This is a genomic window from Collimonas arenae, from assembly GCF_000786695.1.
GTDB classification, from domain to species: domain Bacteria; phylum Pseudomonadota; class Gammaproteobacteria; order Burkholderiales; family Burkholderiaceae_D; genus Collimonas; species Collimonas arenae_A.
Map to the genome: position 1 here is coordinate 4068736 of NZ_CP009962.1, position 22161 is coordinate 4090896.

Annotated in this window: 20 protein-coding genes; 11 read left to right on the forward strand and 9 right to left on the reverse strand. The window is 56.7% G+C overall.

What is annotated here, in order from left to right; translation table 11 throughout:
* Positions 1-32: 32 nt before the first annotated feature.
* The 5 genes from LT85_RS17780 to LT85_RS17800 all read right to left on the reverse strand — a co-directional run bounded on the left by LT85_RS17780 (position 33) and on the right by LT85_RS17800 (position 5412).
* On the reverse strand, positions 33-350 hold the full coding sequence (locus tag LT85_RS17780) for an SCP2 sterol-binding domain-containing protein (RefSeq protein ID WP_038491454.1): 318 nt from the start codon (positions 348-350) through the stop codon (positions 33-35).
* Positions 351-399: 49 nt separating this feature from the next.
* Positions 400-2058: an AMP-binding protein gene (locus LT85_RS17785; protein WP_052135293.1), complete on the reverse strand. Its 1659-nt coding sequence runs from the start codon at positions 2056-2058 to the stop codon at positions 400-402.
* Positions 2059-2148: 90 nt separating this feature from the next.
* Positions 2149-3300, reverse strand: coding sequence for a CaiB/BaiF CoA transferase family protein (locus tag LT85_RS17790; RefSeq protein ID WP_038491456.1), 1152 nt, complete (start codon positions 3298-3300; stop codon positions 2149-2151).
* 8 nt (positions 3301-3308) lie between these two features.
* The gene (locus LT85_RS17795) at positions 3309-4226 is read right to left on the reverse strand and encodes an SDR family oxidoreductase (protein ID WP_038491458.1); all 918 of its coding nucleotides are present in this window, start codon (positions 4224-4226) and stop codon (positions 3309-3311) included.
* 46 nt (positions 4227-4272) lie between these two features.
* Positions 4273-5412 carry an acyl-CoA dehydrogenase family protein gene (locus LT85_RS17800; RefSeq protein ID WP_038491460.1) on the reverse strand — a complete coding sequence of 380 codons (1140 nt, stop codon included), beginning with the start codon at positions 5410-5412 and terminating at the stop codon, positions 4273-4275.
* Between the two features lie 371 nt (positions 5413-5783).
* Between LT85_RS17800 and ugpB the strand changes: the two genes are divergently transcribed.
* From ugpB to LT85_RS17820, 4 genes are all read left to right on the forward strand, one after another.
* On the forward strand, positions 5784-7094 hold the full coding sequence (gene ugpB, locus LT85_RS17805) for a sn-glycerol-3-phosphate ABC transporter substrate-binding protein UgpB (RefSeq protein ID WP_038491462.1): 1311 nt from the start codon (positions 5784-5786) through the stop codon (positions 7092-7094).
* Between the two features lie 313 nt (positions 7095-7407).
* Complete coding sequence (ugpA, locus tag LT85_RS17810; RefSeq protein ID WP_038491465.1) at positions 7408-8292, forward strand: sn-glycerol-3-phosphate ABC transporter permease UgpA; 885 nt, start codon at positions 7408-7410, stop codon at positions 8290-8292.
* Positions 8293-8325: 33 nt separating this feature from the next.
* Entirely contained in the window at positions 8326-9177 is an 852-nt protein-coding gene (ugpE, locus tag LT85_RS17815) for a sn-glycerol-3-phosphate ABC transporter permease UgpE (protein WP_038491468.1), read from the forward strand.
* A gap of 1 nt (position 9178) precedes the next feature.
* Entirely contained in the window at positions 9179-10258 is a 1080-nt protein-coding gene (locus LT85_RS17820; protein ID WP_038491471.1) for a sn-glycerol-3-phosphate import ATP-binding protein UgpC, read from the forward strand.
* Positions 10259-10315: 57 nt separating this feature from the next.
* Here LT85_RS17820 and LT85_RS17825 read toward each other — a convergent pair whose 3' ends face one another.
* Together LT85_RS17825 and LT85_RS17830 are read right to left on the reverse strand one after the other, a co-directional pair.
* Positions 10316-12763, reverse strand: coding sequence for a penicillin acylase family protein (locus LT85_RS17825; RefSeq protein WP_081992495.1), 2448 nt, complete (start codon positions 12761-12763; stop codon positions 10316-10318).
* An 84-nt stretch (positions 12764-12847) separates the two neighbouring features.
* Complete coding sequence (locus tag LT85_RS17830) at positions 12848-13081, reverse strand: hypothetical protein (RefSeq protein ID WP_038491474.1); 234 nt, start codon at positions 13079-13081, stop codon at positions 12848-12850.
* 142 nt (positions 13082-13223) lie between these two features.
* Between LT85_RS17830 and LT85_RS17835 the strand changes: the two genes are divergently transcribed.
* Entirely contained in the window at positions 13224-14060 is an 837-nt protein-coding gene (locus LT85_RS17835; protein ID WP_038491477.1) for a ferritin-like domain-containing protein, read from the forward strand.
* Positions 14061-14088: 28 nt separating this feature from the next.
* Here LT85_RS17835 and LT85_RS17840 read toward each other — a convergent pair whose 3' ends face one another.
* On the reverse strand, positions 14089-14940 hold the full coding sequence (locus LT85_RS17840; RefSeq protein ID WP_172656999.1) for an amidohydrolase family protein: 852 nt from the start codon (positions 14938-14940) through the stop codon (positions 14089-14091).
* Between the two features lie 333 nt (positions 14941-15273).
* Between LT85_RS17840 and LT85_RS17845 the strand changes: the two genes are divergently transcribed.
* The 4 genes from LT85_RS17845 to LT85_RS17860 all read left to right on the forward strand — a co-directional run bounded on the left by LT85_RS17845 (position 15274) and on the right by LT85_RS17860 (position 19539).
* Positions 15274-15948, forward strand: coding sequence for a response regulator (locus LT85_RS17845; protein WP_038496689.1), 675 nt, complete (start codon positions 15274-15276; stop codon positions 15946-15948).
* Positions 15938-17332: a sensor histidine kinase gene (locus LT85_RS17850; protein WP_038491480.1), complete on the forward strand. Its 1395-nt coding sequence runs from the start codon at positions 15938-15940 to the stop codon at positions 17330-17332. Before LT85_RS17845 ends, LT85_RS17850 begins: the two co-directional genes overlap by 11 nt.
* A 235-nt stretch (positions 17333-17567) precedes the next feature.
* On the forward strand, positions 17568-18701 hold the full coding sequence (locus LT85_RS17855; RefSeq protein ID WP_038491483.1) for a porin: 1134 nt from the start codon (positions 17568-17570) through the stop codon (positions 18699-18701).
* Positions 18702-18942: 241 nt separating this feature from the next.
* The gene (locus LT85_RS17860; RefSeq protein ID WP_038491485.1) at positions 18943-19539 is read left to right on the forward strand and encodes an undecaprenyl-diphosphatase; all 597 of its coding nucleotides are present in this window, start codon (positions 18943-18945) and stop codon (positions 19537-19539) included.
* 33 nt (positions 19540-19572) lie between these two features.
* On the opposite strand, the gene LT85_RS17865 is transcribed toward LT85_RS17860, so the two are convergent.
* Positions 19573-20796 (reverse strand): CaiB/BaiF CoA transferase family protein, encoded by a 1224-nt coding sequence (locus LT85_RS17865; protein WP_038496692.1) that lies wholly within the window; start codon positions 20794-20796, stop codon positions 19573-19575.
* Between the two features lie 293 nt (positions 20797-21089).
* Between LT85_RS17865 and LT85_RS17870 the strand changes: the two genes are divergently transcribed.
* The gene (locus LT85_RS17870) at positions 21090-21434 is read left to right on the forward strand and encodes a hypothetical protein (protein WP_038491488.1); all 345 of its coding nucleotides are present in this window, start codon (positions 21090-21092) and stop codon (positions 21432-21434) included.
* A 12-nt stretch (positions 21435-21446) separates the two neighbouring features.
* Positions 21447-22016 (forward strand): glycine zipper family protein, encoded by a 570-nt coding sequence (locus tag LT85_RS17875; protein WP_038491491.1) that lies wholly within the window; start codon positions 21447-21449, stop codon positions 22014-22016.
* Positions 22017-22161 lie beyond the last annotated feature (145 nt).

The following is a 22161-nucleotide window of genomic DNA, read 5'->3' on the forward strand; positions in this document are numbered from 1 at the left end:
CGCTGCGCTAACCCAACCTTGACTCCCGCTATTCAGGAAATCTTGCTGGCGTCAAACAACGAAGGAATCCGCTGCGCCAGCATCATGTCGCCCTTCAGTTTCAGCTTGCCGCTCATGAATGCCATGGCGCCGTTGAGTTCGCCTTTCAGCATTGCCTTCAGGTCGTCATCCGCCATCGTCAACGTGACGTCGGAAGCATCGGCCATGCCTTCGTGCGCGCTGCACTTACCGTGATCGATCAACAGGTACATCGGCTTTGAAATGTCGAACTGGATAGTACTTTTCATGTTCCCTGCGGCGACGCTATCCAGCGCTGTCGGCATGAGTTTTATGATGTCGTTGACTGTCATTGCATTTCCTCTGGTTGTTTAAAAATCTGTTGATGATATTTTCTGCCGTTCATTCCCATCCGACCGCACTGCGTATCTGCAGTTCCCGCTCCATCAGTCCGGCGTAGCGCTTCTCCACCTCGTTCCGTTTGACTTTCATGGTCGGCGTCATCAAGCCGTTTTCTATGTTCCATGCATCTTTCAACACGACGCACTTGGCGATCTTTTCGTGTGGTTCCAGCGTCGTATTGACCGCAGCCATCTCGGCGATCAAACCCTGTTCCACTTCGGCGCGCGGCTTGCCGCGCGCCGCAGCGGTCAAGGTCACCGCCATCACTGGCTGATTCATGCCGCTGCCAATGAACAGCAGGTTTTCCAGATCCGTATCACGGGCCAGCAAACATTCGATGGGTGCTGGCGCGACATATTTTCCCTTGGCGGTTTTAAAAATATCCTTGATCCGGCCGGTGATATACAGATAACCGTCTTCGTCCACCCTACCCTTGTCGCCAGTACGGAGATAACCATCCTCGGTAAACGCCGCCCGGGTGCTTTCCGGATCCTTGTAATAACCCATCATCAAGCCCGGATGCTTGAACAGGATTTCACCGTCGTCGGATAACTTGAAGCCGGCGTTCTGTGGCGGTTTGCCGACGGAACCGATACGGTTCTGGTCCGGCAGGCAAGCGCTGGAATAGACCGAGGCTTCGGTCGGCGCATAGCCTTGCAATACGACCAAACCCAGGTTGCGTTTGTACCAGTCCAGCAGCGCGGCCGGTATCGGGGCAGCTCCCGACAGGCAGAAGCGGACATGCTGCAAACCGACGGCGACCCGGATTTTGCGCCGGATTATCGTACGCAGCAAGGGGATTGCCATCAAGCGGTCAAGTTTATGCTGCGGCATCTTGTGCAGGATGGCGGTCTGGATCCGGCCATATACCAGCGGCACGCCGAAGAAGCGAGTCGGCGCGACCTGCGCCAACTGCTCACCCATCTTGTCGACATTCTCAAGAAAATGCACTTCGCCACCGTTATAGCAACTCGGTAACGCGATCGCAAAACGTTCGAATGCATGAGCCAGCGGCATATAGGAGAAGTAGCATTCCTGGCCCAGGGACGGCACCAGGTTCATGATGCTGTAGACAGCAAACAGCACATTGCCGTAACTCAGCATCACGCCTTTCGGATTGCCGGTGGTGCCCGAGGTATAGATCAGAGTCATTAGCGCCTCTGGCGGCGGCGCCTGATAGGCTTCCAACGCCATGGGCGCAGTGGCCGCAACCAGTTCATCCCACTTGAGTTGCCCCACCGGCGCTTCCTGATAGGGAAAAGAAATGGTGCAGACCGAAGACGGAATCGCGGCCATAAAATCGTCTGCATCAGGCATCGGCCCTAGAAACACCGCCTTGGCTTCGCTATGCTCGAGGATATAACGGGTGGTGGCAGATGCCTGCTTCGGATACAAGCCGACACTGACGTGACCGGCCATGGTAATCGCCAGGTCCGCCATGATCCAGTGCGCGGTATTCCGGCCAGAGATGCCGATGCGGCTGCCGGGTGCCCAGTTCATGGCTTTCAGCGTTGCCGCCATGCGCCTGACCTGATCGCTGCCTTGTGCCCAGGTTGTGGTTTTCCACTGCCCAAGAATCGGTTGAAACAGCCAGGATGCGTTGGGTTTTGCAGCCGCCCATTGCAACATCATTTGCACCGAATTCTTTTGTTCGTTCACGGGTGTCTCCTCACACAAAGATCAGGGAAGCTGCTTGCTGCTTTTTATATTTTCTTTAGTCTTGCTTGAAATCGCCTTGCATTGCATCCATTAGATTGCACCGCTAGCCGCCAGCGCAGTCAACGACTTGTCATCCATACCCGCCAATTGCGCCAGCACGACTGCGGTATCCGCTCCCAACGCAGGACAGCCTCTAACCGTCGCAACATCGGTGTCGCTAAATCGGATCGGCAGGTCCGATACTGGTTTACCGTCCTCCATCCTGATCAGGCCTCGCGCCCTGACTTGCGGATTGACGAGTGCTTCCTGCGGGCTGTAGATACCCGACACGCAGCAATCGCTGTCCGCCAGCAGGGTTTCCCATTCGTCGCGCGAGCGTGTTTTGAATAATATGCCGAGGGCGTCGCGCAATGCATCGCCATCCGCTCCTGGCGTCAGCGGCAAGGCGGCGAGATCGGGCCGCCCGACGGCTTTGCAGAAATTGAAAAAGAATTTCGGTTCGAGCGCTGCCAGCGCCACATGCTTGCCGTCGGCGCAGGCATAGATGCTGTAATTGGGCAAGCCGCCGCTCAGCATGTCGCTACCGCGCGCCTTGCTTTCGCCGAGCGTGCGGATGGTCGCCAGCGACAGTGCCTGCAGCGCCAGCGTGCCATCCAGCATGCCGACGTCGACCAACGTGCCTTGGCCAGACGCCTGCGCGCCGATCACTGCGGCAAGGATGCCGAGTGCGCAGGTCAGTGCACCGCCGGCGAGGTCGGCGCTTTGAAAATTCGAGAGCGCCGGCGCGCCGTCGGCAACGCCGGTTTGATCCAGCAAGCCGGCATACGCGCAGTAGTTCATGTCGTGCCCGGCGCGGTCTTTATAAGGCCCGGTCTGACCATAGCCGGTCAACGCTGCGTACACCAGACGCGGATTGACCTGCTTCAATGTTTGATAACCGCAGCCAAGCTTGTCCATCACGCCAGGCCGGAACGATTCAATCAAGACGTCGGCCTCGGCGACCATCGACTTCAGCACTTCCACGGCTTGCTGTTGCCGCAGATCGAGGGTGACCGATTTTTTACCGCGATTAACCAGAATGAACAGCTCCGGCGCCAGCATGCGGGCATAATCGCCGCCCTGTGGCTCTTCCAGCTTGATCACTTCGGCTCCCAGCTGCGCCAGGTAAAAACTGCAAAAGGGGCCGGGCAGCAAACGGGTCAGGTCAAGCACCCGGATGCCGGACAGAAGCGGATTGGCCATGGCCGAAACTAGTTGCCTTGGCCGAATGGCGAATTCACGCCTTGTAGAATCGACATCAAGGACTCGCCAATGGTCTTGGGATAAGTGGCGTCATTGAAATCGCCAATCTCCGCCCATTTTTCTGCAATCTCCTCCGGACCGAAAGCCTTGCCCTGGAAATGGTGGCCCTGGGTGCGCTCCCAGCGCAGCTTGGCATGGAAACCGGCGCCGACTTCGAACAGGCTGCCGTTTTCCTTACTGCTTTCGTGGCACAGATAGGCTGCCAGCGGCGCGACATATTCCGGTTTGAGCGCTTCCAGCATCTGCGGCGGCATCACGGTTTCCGAAATGCGTGAACCTGCCAGCGGCGCGATCGTATTGACCAGCACGTTCTTGGACGCGCCCTCAACCGCCAGCGTATTGGCCATGCCGATCAAACCCATCTTGGCCATGCTGTAGTTGGCCTGCCCGAAATTGCCGTAGATGCCGGCGGCGGAAGTCGTCATGACGATGCGGCCATAACCCTTGTTGCGCATGTGCGGCCAGGCGGTGTGGGTGACGCGGAAAGCGCCCAGCACATGCACGCGGTAGATCAGATCCCAGTCATCCTCAGTCATCTTGGCGAAGCTGCTGTCGCGTAAAATGCCGGCGTTGTTGATCACGATATCGATGCCGCCGAAATGATCGAGCGCGGTCTGCACGATCTTGTCGCCGTCTTCCACTGAATCGTAGTTGGCGACTGCCTCGCCGCCAGCGGCGATAATCTCAGCCACGACCTGATCGGCGGCAGCGCTGGATTTGCCGCCGCCGTGGACGTCGCCGCCAAGATCATTCACCACCACCTTGGCGCCACGCGCTCCCAGTAGCAAAGCGTGGACCCGGCCGAGGCCATTGCCAGCACCGGTGACTATGGCCACGCGGCCGTCGTAACGTAATTCATTTGTCATGGTGTATATCTTCGTTAATTAAAAACCCTCATCCACGGAAAACCATTTAAATGTTCCGCGAGATGATCTCTTTCATGATTTCATTGGTGCCGCCATAGATACGCTGGGCGCGGGCATCGATGAAGGCCCGCGCAATCGGATACTCCTGCATGAAACCATAACCGCCGTGCAGTTGCAAACATTGATCCAACACCTTGCCTTGCAAGTCGGAGCACCAGTATTTGGCGGCAGCTGCGGCATCCACCTGCAGCTCGTCCTTGACTTCCAGCTCGACGCACCTGTCGACGAACACCCGGGCAATCTGCAGCTCGGTTTTCATCTCGGCCAGTTTGAAACGGGTATTCTGGAATGACGACACCGAACGGCCGAACGCCTGGCGGTCTCGCGTGTATTCGATGGTGGCGTCCAGCATCGCTTCGGCATTGGCCACCGAGGTAATGGCGATCAATAGCCGCTCCCACGCCAGTTCCTGCATCAACATAGTAAACCCGGCGCCGATCTGGCCGACGATATTGGTCTTCGGCACCCGCACGTTTTCAAAGAAGAGTTCGCAGGTATCCTGCGCTTTCATGCCGATTTTCTTCAGCGGCTTGCCCTTGCTGAAACCGGGGCGGTCGGCTTCGATCACCAGCAAGGAAACGTTCTTGGCGCCGCGCGCCTTGTCGCCTACCTTGAGCGCTACCACCACCATATCGCTGTTGTAGCCATTGGTGATGAAAATCTTGGAGCCGTTGACGATGTAATCGTCGCCATCTTCAATCGCCGTGGTCTGTATCGCCTGCAAATCTGAACCAGTGCCCGGCTCCGACATGGCTATCGCCGTAATCGCCGTCCCCGCCGCCATCTTCGGCAGCCAGGCTTGCTTCAATTCTTCGCTGCCGTAGCGCAGCAGATAAGGCGCCACGATGTCCGAGTGCAGCGGCCAGCCGATGCCGGAAGCGTTGGTGCTGGCCAGTTCTTCCAGCACGATGGTGCTGAACTTGCGGTCGACACCGGAACCACCGTAGTTTTCCGGCATGTTGGTACAGAGGAAACCTAATTCCCCGGCGCGCTGCCAGATATCGCGATCGACAAAACCTTGCTCTTCCCAGGCGGCGTGGCGCGGCAACACTTCAGTGTCAAGAAAACGACGCAGGTTTTGGCGGAATTCTTCGTGGTCGGAATTGAACAGCTGACGCGGGATCATTGATTCTCCTGATATTTTTATGACGTGTAATTTAATTTACACTTATGTCGTTTTTACGTAAAAAAACATTGCAATCGATGGTATTTAAGGATTTATCTCTTGTCAATCGCAAAGCTAGTGGCGCTCCTCAGGTGATAGGTAATTTTTATTACACCAATATACATTCCAGGTACTCATACTAACTAACGAAGACAAGCCGCAGCTAACGCACATAGTTGGACGGCCATGGCTAAATGGCAAAACAAACGTTGCGCCGTCCATAAAGTCACCTATAGAATCCGGCTTTACAGAATCCCGGTTTGGGACGAGTCCACAACTGTCACGCGGTCGTCATATCGATTCGCTACTATCAAAAACTTTACGGGGGCCCCATGAAATTGAAATTCAACGCACTAGCCATCGCCTGCGCGCTCGCCACAGTAAGCGTATCGGCACATGCCGTTACTGAAATATCCTGGTGGCATTCGATGGCGGGCGCCCTCGGCGATCGCGTCAACGGCCTGGCCAACGAATTCAACAAGAGCCAGACCGAGTACAAGGTAGTTCCGATCTACAAGGGCGCATACGACGAAGCCATGGCTGCCGCAACCGCCGCCTATCGCGCCGGCAACGCCCCCGATATTTTGCAGGTGTTCGAAGTCGGCACCGCCACCATGATGTACTCCAAAGGCGCCATCAAGCCGGTGTCGGAAGTCATGAAACTGGCCGGCGAACCGTTCGATCCTGCCTCCTACGTACCGGCCATCGGCGGCTACTATGCAGCCCCCAAGGGCGGTTTGCTGTCCTTGCCTTTCAACAGTTCGACCACTGTCATGTTCTATAACAAGGACATGTTCGCCAAGGCCGGCCTCGACCCGAACAAGCCGCCAGTCACCTGGACTGAGCTGGCAGCAGATGCCGCCAAGCTGAAAGCCAGCGGCGCCAAATGCGGCTACACCACGACCTGGCAGTCATGGGTGGAGCTGGAGTCGTTTTCGACCTGGCACAACGTTGAATTCGCTTCCAAGAACAACGGTTTCGACGGTCTCGATACACGCCTCAAGTTCAACAGCCCACTGCACGTCAAGCATATCGAGAACCTGGCGAACTGGGCCAAGCAAGGCTTGTTTACCTATGCCGGTCGCAAGGATGAGGCAACCTCGAAATTCTATGCCGGCGAATGCGGCATGCTGACCGGCTCGTCTTCCAGCTATGCAGATATCGCCAAGAATTCCAAGTTCAAGTTTGGTATCGCTACGCTGCCTTACTACAACGATGTCCCCGGCGCACCGCAAAACACCATGATCGGCGGCGCTTCGCTGTGGGTCATGGGCGGCAAGAAAACCGAAGACTACAAAGGCGTGGCCAAGTTCTTCAAGTTCCTCTCTCAGCCGGAAGTGCAAGCCAAGTGGCACCAGGAGACCGGTTACCTGCCGACCACGCTCGCTGCTTACGAGATTACCCGCAAGTCCGGCTTCTATGATCGCAATCCTGGCACCGACGTCCCAGTCAAGCAGATGATCACCAAGACCACCGACAAGTCGCGCGGTATCCGCCTCGGCAACATGCCGCAGATCCGTACGATCATCGACGAAGAACTGGAAAATGTCTGGGCCGGAAAGAAATCTGCCAAGCAAGCGCTGGATACTGCAGTGGAGCGCGGCAACCTGTTGCTGGAACGTTTTGAAAAAACCAACAAGTAATCATCACTATCGCTAAACCAGGGCCGCATAAGGCTTTGGTTTTCGGCAAAGCTTGAATAGTTAGAGGCTGTTGCAAAATTAAACTGGCTAGGCGCGCCGACGAAGACAGTACGAGTAGTACGGCTAGGAGGGTGTAGCAGGGGTTTCAGACGACATTGTCGTCTGCCTGCGGAACGGCCCGGGCTTGCAAGCCCGGGGGCGCCCTGCAAGGGCAACAACGCCAGATTAATTTTGCAACAGTCTCTTAGTCTTTCCCGCGGTGTTCGCCTACACTGCGGGAACTGCATCTTAGCCACACCCTGAAAGTCCCATCGTGGAAAAACGCGCTCGCTTCAAATCTGCCTGGCTACCCTATGCGCTGGTCGCGCCGCAGATCATTGTTACCCTATTATTTTTCGTCTGGCCAGCGGTACAAGCCTTGTACCAGTCAATGCTGCTGCAGGACGCCTTTGGCGGCTACTCGGAATTCGTCTGGTTCGATAATTTCCGTACGCTGTTCGCCGACAGCAATTATCTCGGATCATTCAAGACCACCGCCGTCTTTTCGGTACTGGTTGCAGGACTCGGCCTGTCGTTGTCGCTGATCCTGGCCGCCTTCGCCGATCGCGTCATCAAAGGCGCTGCCGTTTACAAAACCTTCCTGATCTGGCCGTACGCGGTATCGCCGGTGGTAGTCGGCGTGCTATGGATGTTCATGCTCAGTCCGACTCTTGGCATCGTCTCCCACTGGCTGCACTACGTCGGCATCGACTGGAACCATGTCTTGAATGGCCGTCACGCGATGATCCTGATCGTGATCGCCGCCGTCTGGAAACAGGTCAGCTACAATTTCCTGTTTTTCCTGGCCGGCCTGCAATCGATACCGAAATCGCTCATTGAAGCCGCCGCCATCGACGGCGCCGGACCGGTCAAGCGCTTTGCCACCATTGTGTTCCCGCTACTGTCGCCCACTACCTTCTTCCTGCTGGTGGTTAATATTGTCTACGCCTTCTTCGACACCTTTGCGATTATCGAGGCTACCACCCAAGGCGGCCCCGGCAAGGACACCGACATCCTGGTCTACAAGGTGTTCAATGACGGCTTCAAGGGCGGCGACCTGGGTGGTGCGGCTGCGCAGTCTGTGATCCTGATGACCATCGTCATCGTGCTGACCGTGGTCCAGTTCAAATATGTTGAAAAGAAAGTCCAGTACGCATGAAAACCATTTCTCGCAATGCCTTGAAAGACGCCCATGATTGAGCGCCGCCCCATCCTCGATATGGTCAGCCATCTGGTGCTGATCCTGGGCGTCATCATCATCGCCTTTCCGCTTTACATCGCCTTTGTCGCCAGTACGCAAACTGCAGAGCAAGCCTCGGCAGCGCCTCTGTCCCTGCTGCCCGGCACTCATTTCATCGAAAACTACAGCGCATTGCTGACCAAGGGCACTTCCGGCAACGTTTCATCGCCGCCGGTAGCGCGCATGCTGGTGGTAAGCCTGATTTCAGCGCTGGCGATTGCGATCGGCAAGATCTCGATTTCGATGCTGTCGGCCTTTGCCATGACTTACTTCCGCTTCCCCGGCCGCTCGCTGTTTTTCTGGATGATTTTCATGACCTTGATGCTGCCGGTCGAGGTGCGTATCACGCCGACCTATCAGGTGGTGTCCGATTTCCACATGCTCAATACCTATGCCGGCCTGACCATTCCGCTGATTGCATCGGCTACCGCCACCTTCCTGTTCCGACAGTTCTTCCTGACCATCCCGGACGAACTGGCGGAGGCGGCGCGCATCGACGGCGCGGGCCCATTGCGCTTTTTCAAGGATGTGATCTGGCCGCTGTCGCGCACCAATATCATCGCGCTGTTCGTGATCATGTTCATCTACGGCTGGAACCAGTATCTGTGGCCGCTGATGGTCGCCACCAACCAGGACATGTATCCGATCGGTATCGGTATCAAGACGCTGATCGTCGGCGGCGATTCAGCAGTGGAATGGAATATGGTCATGGCCACCATGGTGCTGGCGATGCTGCCACCCGGGCTGGTGGTGGTGGTGATGCAAAAATGGTTTGTTAAAGGATTGGTTGATTCCGAGAAGTGATATGGCAAAAGTACACCTAGAAAACGTCAAGAAAACCTACGGCAAGGCACCCAAGGCCGTCGATATCATCCACGGCATTTCGATCGACATCGCCGACGGCGAATTCATTGTCATGGTCGGTCCTTCCGGCTGCGGCAAGTCGACCTTGCTGCGCATGGTAGCGGGGCTGGAGGAAGTCACCTCCGGCGACATCGTCATCGGCGACCGCGTAGTCAACAAACTGGAGCCGAAAGACCGCGACATCGCGATGGTGTTCCAGAACTATGCCTTGTATCCGCACATGAGTGTGTATGAGAACATGGCTTACGGCTTGAAGATCCGCGGTCTCAGCAAGGACGATATCGAGGCCCGCGTGCAAAAGGCGGCCAAGATCCTGGAACTCGGCGCGCTATTGCAGCGCACGCCGCGCCAGTTGTCGGGCGGCCAGCGCCAGCGGGTGGCGATGGGACGCGCGATCGTGCGCGAACCGGCGGTATTCCTGTTCGACGAGCCGCTGTCCAACCTGGACGCCAAGCTGCGCGTGCAGATGCGCCTGGAAATCCAGAAGCTGCACCGCACCCTGGGCACCACGAGTTTGTATGTGACGCATGACCAGGTCGAGGCCATGACCCTGGGCCAGCGCATGATTGTCATGAATGGCGGCCGCGCCGAGCAAATCGGCACGCCGGCCGAGGTGTATGCACGGCCTGCCACCACTTTTGTCGCTAGCTTCATTGGTTCGCCGCCAATGAATCTGCTGCATGGGTGCGTGGCGGCGGACGGCAACAGCTTCATGATAGAGAATGCCGCTGCCATCAGTTTGCCTTTCACCCGCAATGCAATTGCCGGCCATGACTGCATCATGGGATTGCGTCCCGAACAGTTGATCTTCGGCCTGCCTGGCTTGAGCATGCGAGCGGAACTGGTGGAAGCACTGGGCGCCGATTTGCTGGTACATGCTTCGATTGGCGACCAGTTGCTAGTAATGCGGGTGCCGGCGACTACAGCAGTCGTGGCCGGTGAGCAAATCACTGCCGGCTTCGACCCCGCGGCGCTGCACTGGTTTAATGCGCAAACTACGCAGCGCATCGATTTTTCCTGACGCCTGGCTAGCTAATGCAGCCTGGGTTGGCGTCACCCAGGCTGCAGTCAGTGCAAGTCAGTTAAGCGGCTGCAAGCGTATCCGCTCTACCGTCGCCTTCTCCACCGCTGCACGCGAATACAGCAGCGGGAAATATTCCCCCTTCAGCCACTTGTCGGCCAGGTCGCGATAATGCGGACTGTCCGGATCGCCTGACTGCCCTGGCGAATTGACGGCCCGTGAATTATCCCAATTACCGACGTCAACCACTACCCGGAACGAAGGTCCATTGGTTTGCTGGAAATCGCTGCTGCGATAAGTCGACTGGTTAGGCGAGTAAGCGCCGCCATGGGTGGACATCGACCCGACATTCAATTTTTCCCGCGTGGCCTCATCCGCCGCAGCCGCCAGTGGATGCTCCATCAGATTGTGATGCAGCTTGCCCCACTGCCACTGCGTGGGGTCGCTGCCCTGCAGTTTTTCCATTTCAGCATAGGCTGCCGTCAGGCTAGCCAGTAAAACCCGGTTGCGCTTTTGTACGGCATCCTGGCCGAAGCGTGCCTCGGGATGCTCCAGGGTATCCAACAGCACGGCGGTATCCGGCGCGCCCATGGCATCCGCCGCTGCGGGACTCAGCACCGCCGCCTTGAAGTCCTTGCCCAGATGCCGCGATAGCCAGACCTCGAACAAAGCCGCCTGAGCCGAATCGGCACGCTCTATGGCGTCCCATCCGGCCAGCAGATTCAGGGCCGCCTGCGTCTGTGCATCGCTGGACGACAACGGCTTCAACAATGCCACCAGACGCCGCGCTGGAATCGACAGATCGTCGTTTTGCAAGCGCATGGAATCTTCCAGCGAGACTTTATCCAGCGCAGACAAGACTTCGCTGATACGCGTAAAACGTGCATTGTTGGTCCACTCGAAACCCAGCTTGCGCTCGCGGTAGGGATAGCCGGGCGGCAAATTCATCTGGTTGGCCGAGGCGAACCAGCCCTGCTTTGGATTGTAGCTGGACGGCAGCTGGTCGCCGGACCAGAAACCAGCCCACTCATAGCGGCCATCACCCGGCACCGGCAGCAAGCCATCCCAATTAGGCCGGATCGGCGCCAACCCTCCCGGCACCCAACCGATATTGCCTTTGGTATCGGCATAGACCTGGTTCTCCGTCGGCGCGCCCCAATGCAGCAAGGAATTCTTGAACTCGGCGAAGGTCTTGGCGCGCATGTAGGCGATGCTACCGAAATATGGCGACATGCCAGGCTGCAACCAGCCGGAGCGCACCGCAAAGGCGCGATTTTTCCCCGGCTCGACAAAGATCACCGGGCCGTGCCGGCTGAAGGTCAGATCGACACTGACAGGCGCTTCGCCTTTCACATCGATCTGCTCCTTGATAATCTTGAACGGCTCCCAGTTACCCTGGTATTTATACTGACCCTCATGTTCCGGATTAAGCTGATAGACGTACAAATCTTCCTGATCGATATTGAAAATCGTCAGACCGAAGGCGACGCTACCATTATGTCCGATCGAAATCCCCGGCAGCGCCGGCTCGCCGGCGCCGATGACATCCAGTCCCGGTGCATTGACATGTACGATATAGCGCAAGGACGGCGTTGAATAAGCGCGATGCGGATCGTTGGCCATGATGGCGCGGCCGGTGGCGGATTTTGAAGGTGAGATCACCCAATTATTACTGCCCTCGGTGATTTCTTCCGGATCCTCCGCCGCGGCAATCATTACCGCATCCGTATTTCCTTGCGCCGCTTGCAGGCTGTCTTTAGTGATCTTCACGCCTTGCGTCGCCAGCTGGAACACTTTCAGCAGGTCTTTGGGCAAACAAGGGTCGAGGCCTTCCGGCAACGCAGTTTGCCACTGTGGCGTCAGGCCGATGCGAATTTCGTCGGATTTGAGATCGGATTTGCAAACGACATTGGCGCGCGCCACTTCACTCTGCAGATTGCGCGTCAGGCCGTGGCTGCGGATGCGCACCACATCTTCCGCCTGCCATTTGGCCGGAGCATATCCGAGCCGCTTGAATTCAAAGGGAAGTTTATCAGGATGGGCTTCAACGTAGGCCACATAGGCATTGATGCCTGCCACAAAAGCGGTCGCCACTTGCTCTGCATGCGGGCCATAGGAGCGCCATTCGCGTTGCATGTCGCTGCGATACAGAAAGAGCCGCGTGGCGCGGTCTTGCTGCACATAGGCCGGACCAAACACTTGCGCCAGCTGGCCAAGGCCGCGGCGACGCCATAAATCGATCTGGAACAGACGGTCACGGGCAGCGTTGAAACCTTGTACAAAAAAAGCATCGTCCTGATTCGCAGCGTATATGTGCGGTACGCCCCATTGGTCGACTAAAATTTCTGCAGGCTGCTTCAAGCCCGCAATCTGATAAGTCTGCGTAGCTGCAAATGTCTTGGCAGGCGTCTTGGTAAGCTCTTTGGCATCACCGCCTGCGACCGTCAAAGACGCCAGCAATGCCAGAAAACCAGCTGAATAGGTGAGATACAGTGATCGTTGCATAAGCGGTAGCCTCTTTTTGCAATTGCCGATAAAACAACTGCCAACACCTACCTGACAACAGATGCGCTTCCCTGCGCCGTTTGCCTAATCAGTCAACGCCACCAGGTTGTCGACTTCGATTTTGGCGAATTCAACACTGCTGTCGTAGGCGGTATCTTGGGTGCTGTGCGCACTTTCGGTATTGGTGCGACTGGAAACGCTGGAGCCGGCTTTCAGTATCTGATAGCCGTCATGCCACAGGTCATCGTGGCCCTGCACTGGTTTCGGCACGATAACGTAGCCACGATATTCGACGTTTTGACTGGTTTGCTCACTCATGTACTCACCTCGCTGCGGGTAAAGCTTCATCCTAGCATGAGTGTGAAATGCACACATTGCCGAAAAATCGTGTACCGTGAACCTATTGCTACGGTACGCGTCATACCTGATTATCAGTCACAGCCAAATGGAGAGATTGATCATGCACTTAGGTCGCGAAGAAAATACCAAATCTACACACTGGAAAATCGCCGATCTGGATTTTTCAAAAATCAATATTGCGCAAGTCCGTCCCGATGAAAACCTTTTCTATCTGGTCGCATGCGCCTCGTTTGTCGAGAGCGGTTCAGATCTCTATACGCAGAATCTGGTGGATTATTACGGCGACGAGCCGGAAATTTCCAGCTGGCTGCGCGAACAATGGGAAGTTGAAGAATTGCAGCACGGCCAGGCGCTACGGGCCTATGTCGAACACATATGGCCGGAGTTCGACTGGCAAACTGCCTATGGCAATTTCCTTGAAGAGTATTCGGGCTATTGCAAAGTTGAATTGCTTGAGCCCAGCAAAGGCCTGGAAATGGTCGCACGCTGCGTGGTGGAAGCTGGCACCGCAACTTTCTATAGCGCGCTTTCGCGCGGTACTGACGAACCGGTGCTGAAAGACCTGACCTCGCGCATTGCCAAGGACGAAGTGAATCATTACAAGCATTTTTTCCACTATTTCCGTCGTTTCCGGCAAAACGAAGGTCTGCGCCGTCATCGCATTTTTGGCGCCTTGCGGCGACGCACGATGGAAATGAAAAACGAAGATGCCGCCTGTGCCTTGCGTCACGTGCTCAACACCAGGGTGCCGTCGCACGCCAATGACGAGGCCATGCTGCAACGGATCCACAGCCAGATGAACACCACCATCCGCAGTCACTTGTCCCCTGACATGACCATCAAGATGATCATGAGGCCGCTTGATTTGCCTCCTGCGGTACAGACGATGGTGACCTATCCTGTGACGCAGATCATGAACAAAGTGTTCTTGCGTTAGCGGCGGCAAGTGCCATCCCGGCGCGCTATTACAAACGATAGAAACGCTGCGCATTCGCGCCCATAATCTGTTGCCGCTGCCTGGCGTCAAGGTGCGCCAGCAACGCCTCGGTCGTATCCAGCCAGCGGCCATAATCCGCAGCCAGGTTGACTACCGGCCAGTCGCTGCCCCAGATCACGCGTTCGGCGCCGAAGACATCCAGCACATGGGCGGCATAAGGCTGCAATTGCGAGATTGTCCATCCTGGCGCAGCCTCAGTCACCAGCCCGGACAATTTGCAACATACCTGCGGCAATTCCGCCAGCTGGCGTATCAGCGTGCGCCAAGGCTCCAATTGAGCAACAGCGATCTGCGGCTTGGCTGCATGATCGATAACGATGGGCAGATCCGGATAACGCCGGGCAAACTCCAACAAGGCCGGTAAATGGCGTGGCAAGACCAATGCGTCGAGACTCAGCCGGTGACGCTGCATGGCACAGATAGCCGGCGCCAGCGACGGGTCGGCGATCCAGTCGTCGGCCAGTTCCTGCAGCATCGGCCGCAGGCCGCGCATTTTCGGATGGCTCGCCAGCAACCCGATCTGCTGCTCGGCATGCGCCGCCCTCAGGTCGCACCAGCCGACTACAGCCCGGATAAACGCATTCTTTTCGGCCAAATTAAGCATGAACAAGGTATCGCTCATACTGGGTAAGGACTGCACCAGCACGCTGCCGCTTATACCGTGCTGCTGCAGCAACGGCGTCAGGTCCGCCGGCAGGAAATCGCGATGGATCTGTGCAAGCTCAACCGGCGGCCATTGTCCCGCACGGTTGGCCAGCAACCAGAAGTGCTGATGCGCGTCAATGCGCAGGGGCGCGCCGACGCCAGAATCAATAGCCATCGATAACCCTCATGAAATTTTGTCCAGGCCGGCATTCCAGCCTGATTCGACCGAACTGACATAGTAAATAGACTTGATAAGCCAGCCAACAAACTTCACAGCCTGATAAAAATTTGCTGCAAATTAATCTGATCGCATTAATCTGCCCATCAATAGGTCTATTGGCTGGACCAATAATAGCATGCGAGATTTCGACCGGGCAAATCAAAATCCCGGGAATACCGGCATATCGCCTGGCTCTTCAGACACTTGCCCTGCGGCGGGATTTACGGCTTTATAATGCGCCTCATCGCGCAGCAAGATCAGTGCGGCATCTCTCCGACGGAAACGAATATGCGAATTTTGCTGGTAGAAGACAACAGGCCGCTGTCCGAATGGCTGGCGCTTATCCTGCACCGCAACAAATACACCGTGGATTGCGTCTACAACGGCGCTGACGCCGACCATCTGTTGCTGACACAGCAGTATGAGCTGGTGATACTCGATCTGTCCCTGCCCAAGCTGCAAGGCGGCGAGGTCCTTAAACGGTTGCGCGCGCGCCACAACAATGTTCCGGTGCTGATCCTGACCGCCAACAACTCGGTCGAAGGCCGCATCGGCGGCCTCGACAGCGGCGCCGACGACTATATGGCCAAGCCGTTCGACGTCCATGAGCTGGAGGCTCGCATCCGCGCGCTGCTGCGGCGCGCCAACCAGCAAAAGAACCCGATCCTGCAATGCGGCACGCTCAACTATGACAGCAACAGCCTGATCTTTTCGATAGACGGCGCCCCGCTCACACTGACCCGGCGCGAGCACGCTGTGCTGGAAACGCTCATCATGAAAATGGGCAAGACTGTCAGCAAGCAGGCGCTGGCAGAGAGCTTGTACGCCATGGATGAAGAAGTATCGCAAGACGCCATCGAAGTCTATATCCATCGTATCCGCAAGAAGCTGGAGCCCGGCGATGCCGCCATCATCACCTTGCGCGGACTCGGCTATCTGCTGCAGCACCAGCATGTTGTTTAACAGCCTGCGTACCCAGCTGCTGCTGTGGCTGCTGGTGCCACTGATATTGTTTGTCGGCTTCAACACCTGGGTGACCTACAGCAGCGCCATCGAGATGGCGACCGTGGTGCACGACCGCATGCTGCTTGGTTCGGCGCGCATCATCGCGGAACAAATACGCTATGAAGACGAGAGCCTGCAGGTAACCATTCCGCCTGCGGCGCTAGAACTATTCCAGTCCGACTCACATGACTTGATCTACTACCGCGTGGTGACGGCGCGTGGCGCGCTGCTAGCGGGGCAGCCTGATTTACCGGCGCCACCACCAACCCACCACAATGAGGAAGCTGTCTACTTCAACGCAAGGTTCCGTGAACAACCGGTGCGCATCGTGGCCTTCTTCCAACAAGTGGTCGGCAATCCGGAGCGCGCGCCAGTCATGATAGAAGTCGCACAAACCCAGCATTCCTATAAGACGCTGTCGGACCGCATGTGGGAACACACCGTGCAGCAGCAACTGATGATACTGCTGCTGGTAGGGTTACTGCTGTTGCTGGGCTTGCGGCATGGACTGGCGCCGATGATGCGCCTGCGTGATCGCGTCCGGCGTCGCAAGCCGGGTGCGCTGGAAGAGCTTGACACAACACCGGTTCCTTCCGAACTGGCGCCGCTGGTGCACGCCATCAACGACTATGTCCAGCGGCTGGACGATCACATGTCCGCCCAAGGGCGCTTCATCGCCAACGCCTCGCATCAGCTGCGCACGCCATTGACGATACTTAACACACAGGTTCACTACGGCTTGCGCAGCAGCGACAGCGAAAGCAAGGATGCGGCGCTGCGCGCAATCAACAAAGGCATACAGCATGGCATCCGGCTGGTGAACCAGTTGCTGACCTTGTCCAATGCCGAAACGGGCATCGGCCATCCCTTGCGCCAAAGCGATGTCAATCTGATTGAGGTGGTGCAGAGAGTGATTGAAGAGCTGGCGACACTGGCGCAAAGTAAAGCCATCGATCTCGGTTTCGAATTCTGCGACAACCCGGTCATGGTGCACGCAACACCCTCCATGCTGGAGGAACTGGTGGCCAATTTGCTCGACAACGCACTGCGCTACACGCCGTCCGGAGGCATAGTCACGGTTTCGGTCAGCGCCAGCGAGCACGGCACGTTACTACGGATAGAAGACAATGGTCCCGGTATTCCCGAAGCTGAGCGAGAACGTGTTTTCGAGCGCTTTTATCGTCTGCAAGAAGACCGTTCCGACGGCAGCGGACTGGGCCTGGCTATCGTGCGGGAAATCGCAACCGCCAGTATGGCCAGCGTCACGCTAGCGACTCCACCTGGCGGCATCGGCCTGCAGGTCACCGTTGCGTTTCCGCCACTAACAAGGGCTCCCGCATAACAATATCGTTATGCAAACAGGCAGCTCGCAGCCTAAGGAATAGCGCCTATCTGAAAGAAAGCTTACGACCAGCTTTCAAATGCAAGATTTATTTTCCAGGTGTTGTGGCGCAAATTCCACACCCTCCGACCTGCGATTTTGTCTCCTGAAAGCAGTTAGTAAGCTTGCGAATTTTATAGTCTGCGGACCGATCCCCGCGATCGGGACATTCAACTATAAATATCTGGAGACAACAATGAAAAAATCGCTGCTAGCGCTGGCCGCTCTTGCGACCCTGGGATCCGTGAACGCCGCATACGCACAATCCAACGTCACCGTCTATGGCCTGATCGACGCCACCATCAGCACCGTTAACCACGCGGACAGCAACGGTGACCGCCTGACCGGCGTCCCGGTCGCCTGGTTCAGCGGCAATCGTATCGGTTTCCGCGGTGCGGAAGACCTGGGTGGCGGACTCAAGGCCATTTTCAAGCTGGAAGCCGAATTTGTGGTCGGCACCGGTGAAATGGACACGCCGGGCGTGTTGTTTAACCGTGATTCATGGGTTGGTCTGCAAGACAAGACTTTCGGCCAAATCACGCTGGGCCGCCAAAACACATTGGCCCGCGATTTTTCGCAGGTCTACGGTGATGCCTACGGCTCCAAGCTGGGCCTGGAAGAAGGCGGCTTCACCAACAACAACAATTTCAAGCAAATGATTTTCTACTCGGGCAGCGCCACCGGTACCCGCTATGACCGTGGCCTGGTCTGGAAAAAAGTATTCGATAACGGCGTAGTAGCCGGCCTTGGCTATCAGTTTGGTAACGTTGCAGGTGCATTCTCCAACAACACCACCAAATCGGCGGCGATCGGCTACAACGGCTCGAATTTTATCGTATCCGGTTTCGTCAACCAGGCTGACGTGGGTAACGGCCTCACCAGCAGCACCGAGAAGCATAAATCCTTTGGCCTCGGCGGCAGCTATATATTTGACCTGGTGCGTTTGAATGCCGGCTATTTCCATTACACAGCAGAGCAAGGTGCGCTCGGTCAGCGTAAAGACGACGCTTACACGGTATCGGCCAAATTCACTCCACAAGGTTCGTTCGACTACGAACTCGGCTATCAGGTCATGAAAGCCCAGAACGCTGCCTACAATGCGGCCGGCACCAGCACACTCAACGCTTACGCTGATGCCAGCGGATCGACCGCCACCGGTAGCGGCAAGAAAAAAACTCTGTACGGTTCAACCTTCTACCATCTGTCGAAGCGTACCGAATTGTATGTCGCTGCCGACTACATGAAACTTGACGACGGCTACCGCGTCGGTTCGGCCAATGGCTTCAAAAACCAGACAGAATTTGCGATGGGCATGCGTACACGCTTCTAATCCAGATTCTTCGTAACGACGTCCGTAATATTTAAGCTGGCTAAGACTCACGTCTTGCCAGCTTTTTTTATTGTTGGCGACGCTTGTCGTGTACGAGCCCTGATTTGCTTAACGGAACCCTCCAGGCGCCCTCAGTCAATGCTAAGTCTTTGCAACTATCCTGCCATCTGTGTGTCTCAAACGACCCATTCGACGGCTGCCCTTACGCGGCATATCGATAGTTACCACAGCTTAAGGCCCCATGGAAGAATTCAATCAATCGCTGTTCCTGCTGATCAACGCCAGCGCACATCCCAATTCAATCGCACTCAATGCGGCTATGGTCGCCGCCGAATGGCTGATTTACCTGATACCGATTTCACTACTGGCAGGCTGGTTGTGCGGCTCAGAAGCAACACGCAAACTGATGCTGGAAGCTGTCGTGGCCGGCATCGTCGGCTTGTCGATCAGCATGCTGTGCGGCATGCTTTGGGAACATCCGCGGCCTTTCGCCATCGGCCTCGGCACCAATTTCCTGGCGCACAGTCCGGATTCGTCGTTCCCCAGCGATCACCTGACCTTGCAATGGAGCGTCGCCTTCAGCTTTCTCCTGCAGAAACGCTTGCGCGCCATTGGCCTGGCGTATAGCTTACTCGGCCTGCCGATGGCGTGGGCACGGATATACCTGGGAGTTCACTATCCATTCGACATGGCTGGCGCTGCCATCGTCGCCGCGCTTAGCGCAGGGATCTGCTATAGCTACGCCGCGTACTACATCAACCCTCTGTTCCGATACGCATCGCTCATCTACGGTTATCTGTTTGCGCCATTCATCCGGCGCGGCTGGATGCTCAAGTAGGCAAGCGACAAAACGGTGCTTGCATCAGCCCGCTCAGATGACGCCCTGCTCTCGCAGCAAGGCGATCTGCTCCGGACTCCTGCCAATGGCTGCCAGTATTTCCGCCGTATGCTGCCCCAGTTCCGGGCCAACCCAGTTAGTCTGCCCGGGCGTCGCTGAAAGCTTGGGGACGATACCCGGCAGGTCTATCGGCTGACCGTCCGGCAGCATATGCTGCTGGATCATGTCACGCGCGCGGAAATGCGGATCCTGGTGAATATCCGCAGCGGTATACACCTTGCTGCTCGGCACATCGGCCTGCTCCAGTACTTGCAGCACATGTTCCAGGGTGTGTTGCGAGGTCCAGTCGGCAATCGCGGCGTCAAGCATGTCGTTGTTCTGCGCCCGGCCGTCGTTGCGCGCCAGACGCGGATCTTCCGCCAGGTCGCTGCGGCCGATAGCCAGCATCAGTCGCTTGAAAATGCTGTCGCCGTTGCCGGCGATGATCACATAATGTTCGCCCCGCTCGTCGCTCATGCAAGGATAGGTGCTGGACGGTGAAATGCCGGGGAAACTGGCGCCGGTGCGCTCGCGTACGAAGCCGAACTCGGCATATTCCGGGATCAGGCTTTCCATCACACCGAATACGGCTTCATACAAGGCGATATCGATGAACTGCCCTTTGCCGCCGTTGGACTTGAGATGATGCATCGCCAGCAGCGCACCGATGACGCCGTACAAGGAAGCCAGCGTGTCGCCGATGCTGACGCCGACCCGCACCGGCGGCCGGTCCGGATAACCTGCCAGATTGCGCAAGCCGCCCATTGATTCGGCAATCGCAGCAAAGCCGGGGCGCGCATGATAAGGACCATCCTGGCCATAACCGGAAACGCGCACCATGATCAGGTTGGGATTGATCTTCGCCAAATCGTCCCAGCCGAGACCCCAGCCTTCCAAGGTGCCAGGACGAAAATTCTCGATCACGATATCGGCGTCCTTGATCAGGTCCCGCACAATTTGCTGCCCCTGCTCCGACTTCAGGTTCAGCGTCAACGATTTCTTGTTGCGGCTCTGCGAATACCACCACAGCGAGGTGCCGTTGTGCAGCTTGCGCCATTTGCGTAACGGATCGCCATCGCCAGGCGATTCGATCTTGATCACCTCGGCGCCAAACTGCCCCAACAGGCTGGCCGCATAGGGACCGGCAATCAAGGTGCCGAGCTCGATTACTTTAACGCCCTGGAGGGAAGATTGCTGCTCTGCGGTTGGTTTGTTCATGTCTGCGATCTGCTGGCTGTGAATCAGAAGATTATAGAATACGCCGCAGCCGGCATCCCGTTTGCCGAGATCGGTTACTTCGTGGCAAGCAGTTTTTTGCCAGACCGGTTTTGCGAAAAAAAACATACCATTTGGCAACAATCCAAATCTCTCCCAAGCCAATGCCGCCGGGCCTTGTCGACAGGTTAGAATGATGTAGCGCCACGCAACATTTGCAACTAGAAGTAACTCTTTTTCGCGCTTGCGATGGCCCGGACTACTATTTAATCACCAAGAAATGCGTGGAATACATCATGAAGAAAATTGCTCTATTGATACTAGCTGCGGCGGCCCTGATGGCAGCCAGTTCATCTAGCTTTGCTTATGGTTACTACGGACATGGCGGCTTTTACGGCCCGCGCATCGGTGTGACCATCGGCGGACCGTTGTATTGGGGCCCGCCGCCGGTGTACTACGCGCCGCCACCTGTGTATTACGCACCACCGCCAGTCTATGTGCAGCCGGAGCCGCAAGCCTACATAGAAAAAGCGCCAAACTACGCCTATTACTGCCCCAGCCCGGCTGGCTATTATCCGCAGATTCCGCGCTGCCCTAAAGGATGGATGAAAGTATTGCCGGATCAAGCTCAACCTCAATAAGGCGGTATCACGATGAACACAACAACTAAAGTATTCGCGGTGTCGATGGCCGTTCTGCTGTCAGGTTGCGTCACCGCACCGACAGGCCCCAACGTGATGGCGCTGCCCGGCGCAGGTAAAAGCTACGACCAGTTCCGCAACGATGAAAATGTTTGCCGCAGCGAAGCCCAGAACAGAATAGGACCGTATGCGCCGCAGGCAGCCGCGAATAATGCGGCTGGCACAGCGGCAGCCGGCACCTTGATTGGCGCGGCAGCTGGCGCCTTGATCGGTGCCGCAACCGGGCGCGCCGGCGCCGGCGCTGCAATCGGCGGCGGCGTAGGCTTGATGGCGGGTAGTTCGGTTGCAGGCGACTCGGCTAACCGCAGCAGCTACGGCATGCAACGCGAGTACAACAACGTGTACACCCAATGCATGTACGCCAAGGGCAACCAGGTTCCGGTCTCCGGCGGCTACGCCAACAGCCGTCGCCAGTATGCCCCGCCGCAATATGCTCCTCCCCCTCAATATTCAACGCCGCCGGACTACTATCCTCCGCAACGCGGCAATTATGGTCCGCCGCCAGACTACACTCCTTATTGATCGAAATTGCGAAGTTGATCAGACCACCAAAAAGACATGCTCAGACATGTCTTTTTTTTGGAGTGAACTGATACTCCCGCCACCTGGCCTGAAAGTAACAACCTCATATCTCCCTGAAACAAGGCGCTTTTGCAGCCGCTTCCAG

Coding starts and splice junctions, on each gene's coding strand:
- ugpE (WP_038491468.1), top strand. CDS start 8,326: ATGATTGAGCGCCGCCCCATCCTCGATATGGTCAGCCATCTGGTGCTG.
- LT85_RS17835 (WP_038491477.1), top strand. CDS start 13,224: ATGCACTTAGGTCGCGAAGAAAATACCAAATCTACACACTGGAAAATC.
- LT85_RS17800 (WP_038491460.1), bottom strand. CDS start 5,412: ATGATCCCGCGTCAGCTGTTCAATTCCGACCACGAAGAATTCCGCCAA.
- LT85_RS17875 (WP_038491491.1), top strand. CDS start 21,447: ATGAACACAACAACTAAAGTATTCGCGGTGTCGATGGCCGTTCTGCTG.
- LT85_RS17865 (WP_038496692.1), bottom strand. CDS start 20,796: ATGAACAAACCAACCGCAGAGCAGCAATCTTCCCTCCAGGGCGTTAAA.
- LT85_RS17850 (WP_038491480.1), top strand. CDS start 15,938: ATGTTGTTTAACAGCCTGCGTACCCAGCTGCTGCTGTGGCTGCTGGTG.
- LT85_RS17790 (WP_038491456.1), bottom strand. CDS start 3,300: ATGGCCAATCCGCTTCTGTCCGGCATCCGGGTGCTTGACCTGACCCGT.
- LT85_RS17870 (WP_038491488.1), top strand. CDS start 21,090: ATGAAGAAAATTGCTCTATTGATACTAGCTGCGGCGGCCCTGATGGCA.
- LT85_RS17830 (WP_038491474.1), bottom strand. CDS start 13,081: ATGAGTGAGCAAACCAGTCAAAACGTCGAATATCGTGGCTACGTTATC.
- LT85_RS17840 (WP_172656999.1), bottom strand. CDS start 14,940: ATGGCTATTGATTCTGGCGTCGGCGCGCCCCTGCGCATTGACGCGCAT.
- LT85_RS17845 (WP_038496689.1), top strand. CDS start 15,274: ATGCGAATTTTGCTGGTAGAAGACAACAGGCCGCTGTCCGAATGGCTG.
- LT85_RS17860 (WP_038491485.1), top strand. CDS start 18,943: ATGGAAGAATTCAATCAATCGCTGTTCCTGCTGATCAACGCCAGCGCA.
- ugpB (WP_038491462.1), top strand. CDS start 5,784: ATGAAATTGAAATTCAACGCACTAGCCATCGCCTGCGCGCTCGCCACA.
- LT85_RS17820 (WP_038491471.1), top strand. CDS start 9,179: ATGGCAAAAGTACACCTAGAAAACGTCAAGAAAACCTACGGCAAGGCA.
- LT85_RS17795 (WP_038491458.1), bottom strand. CDS start 4,226: ATGACAAATGAATTACGTTACGACGGCCGCGTGGCCATAGTCACCGGT.
- LT85_RS17825 (WP_081992495.1), bottom strand. CDS start 12,763: ATGCAACGATCACTGTATCTCACCTATTCAGCTGGTTTTCTGGCATTG.
- LT85_RS17780 (WP_038491454.1), bottom strand. CDS start 350: ATGACAGTCAACGACATCATAAAACTCATGCCGACAGCGCTGGATAGC.
- LT85_RS17855 (WP_038491483.1), top strand. CDS start 17,568: ATGAAAAAATCGCTGCTAGCGCTGGCCGCTCTTGCGACCCTGGGATCC.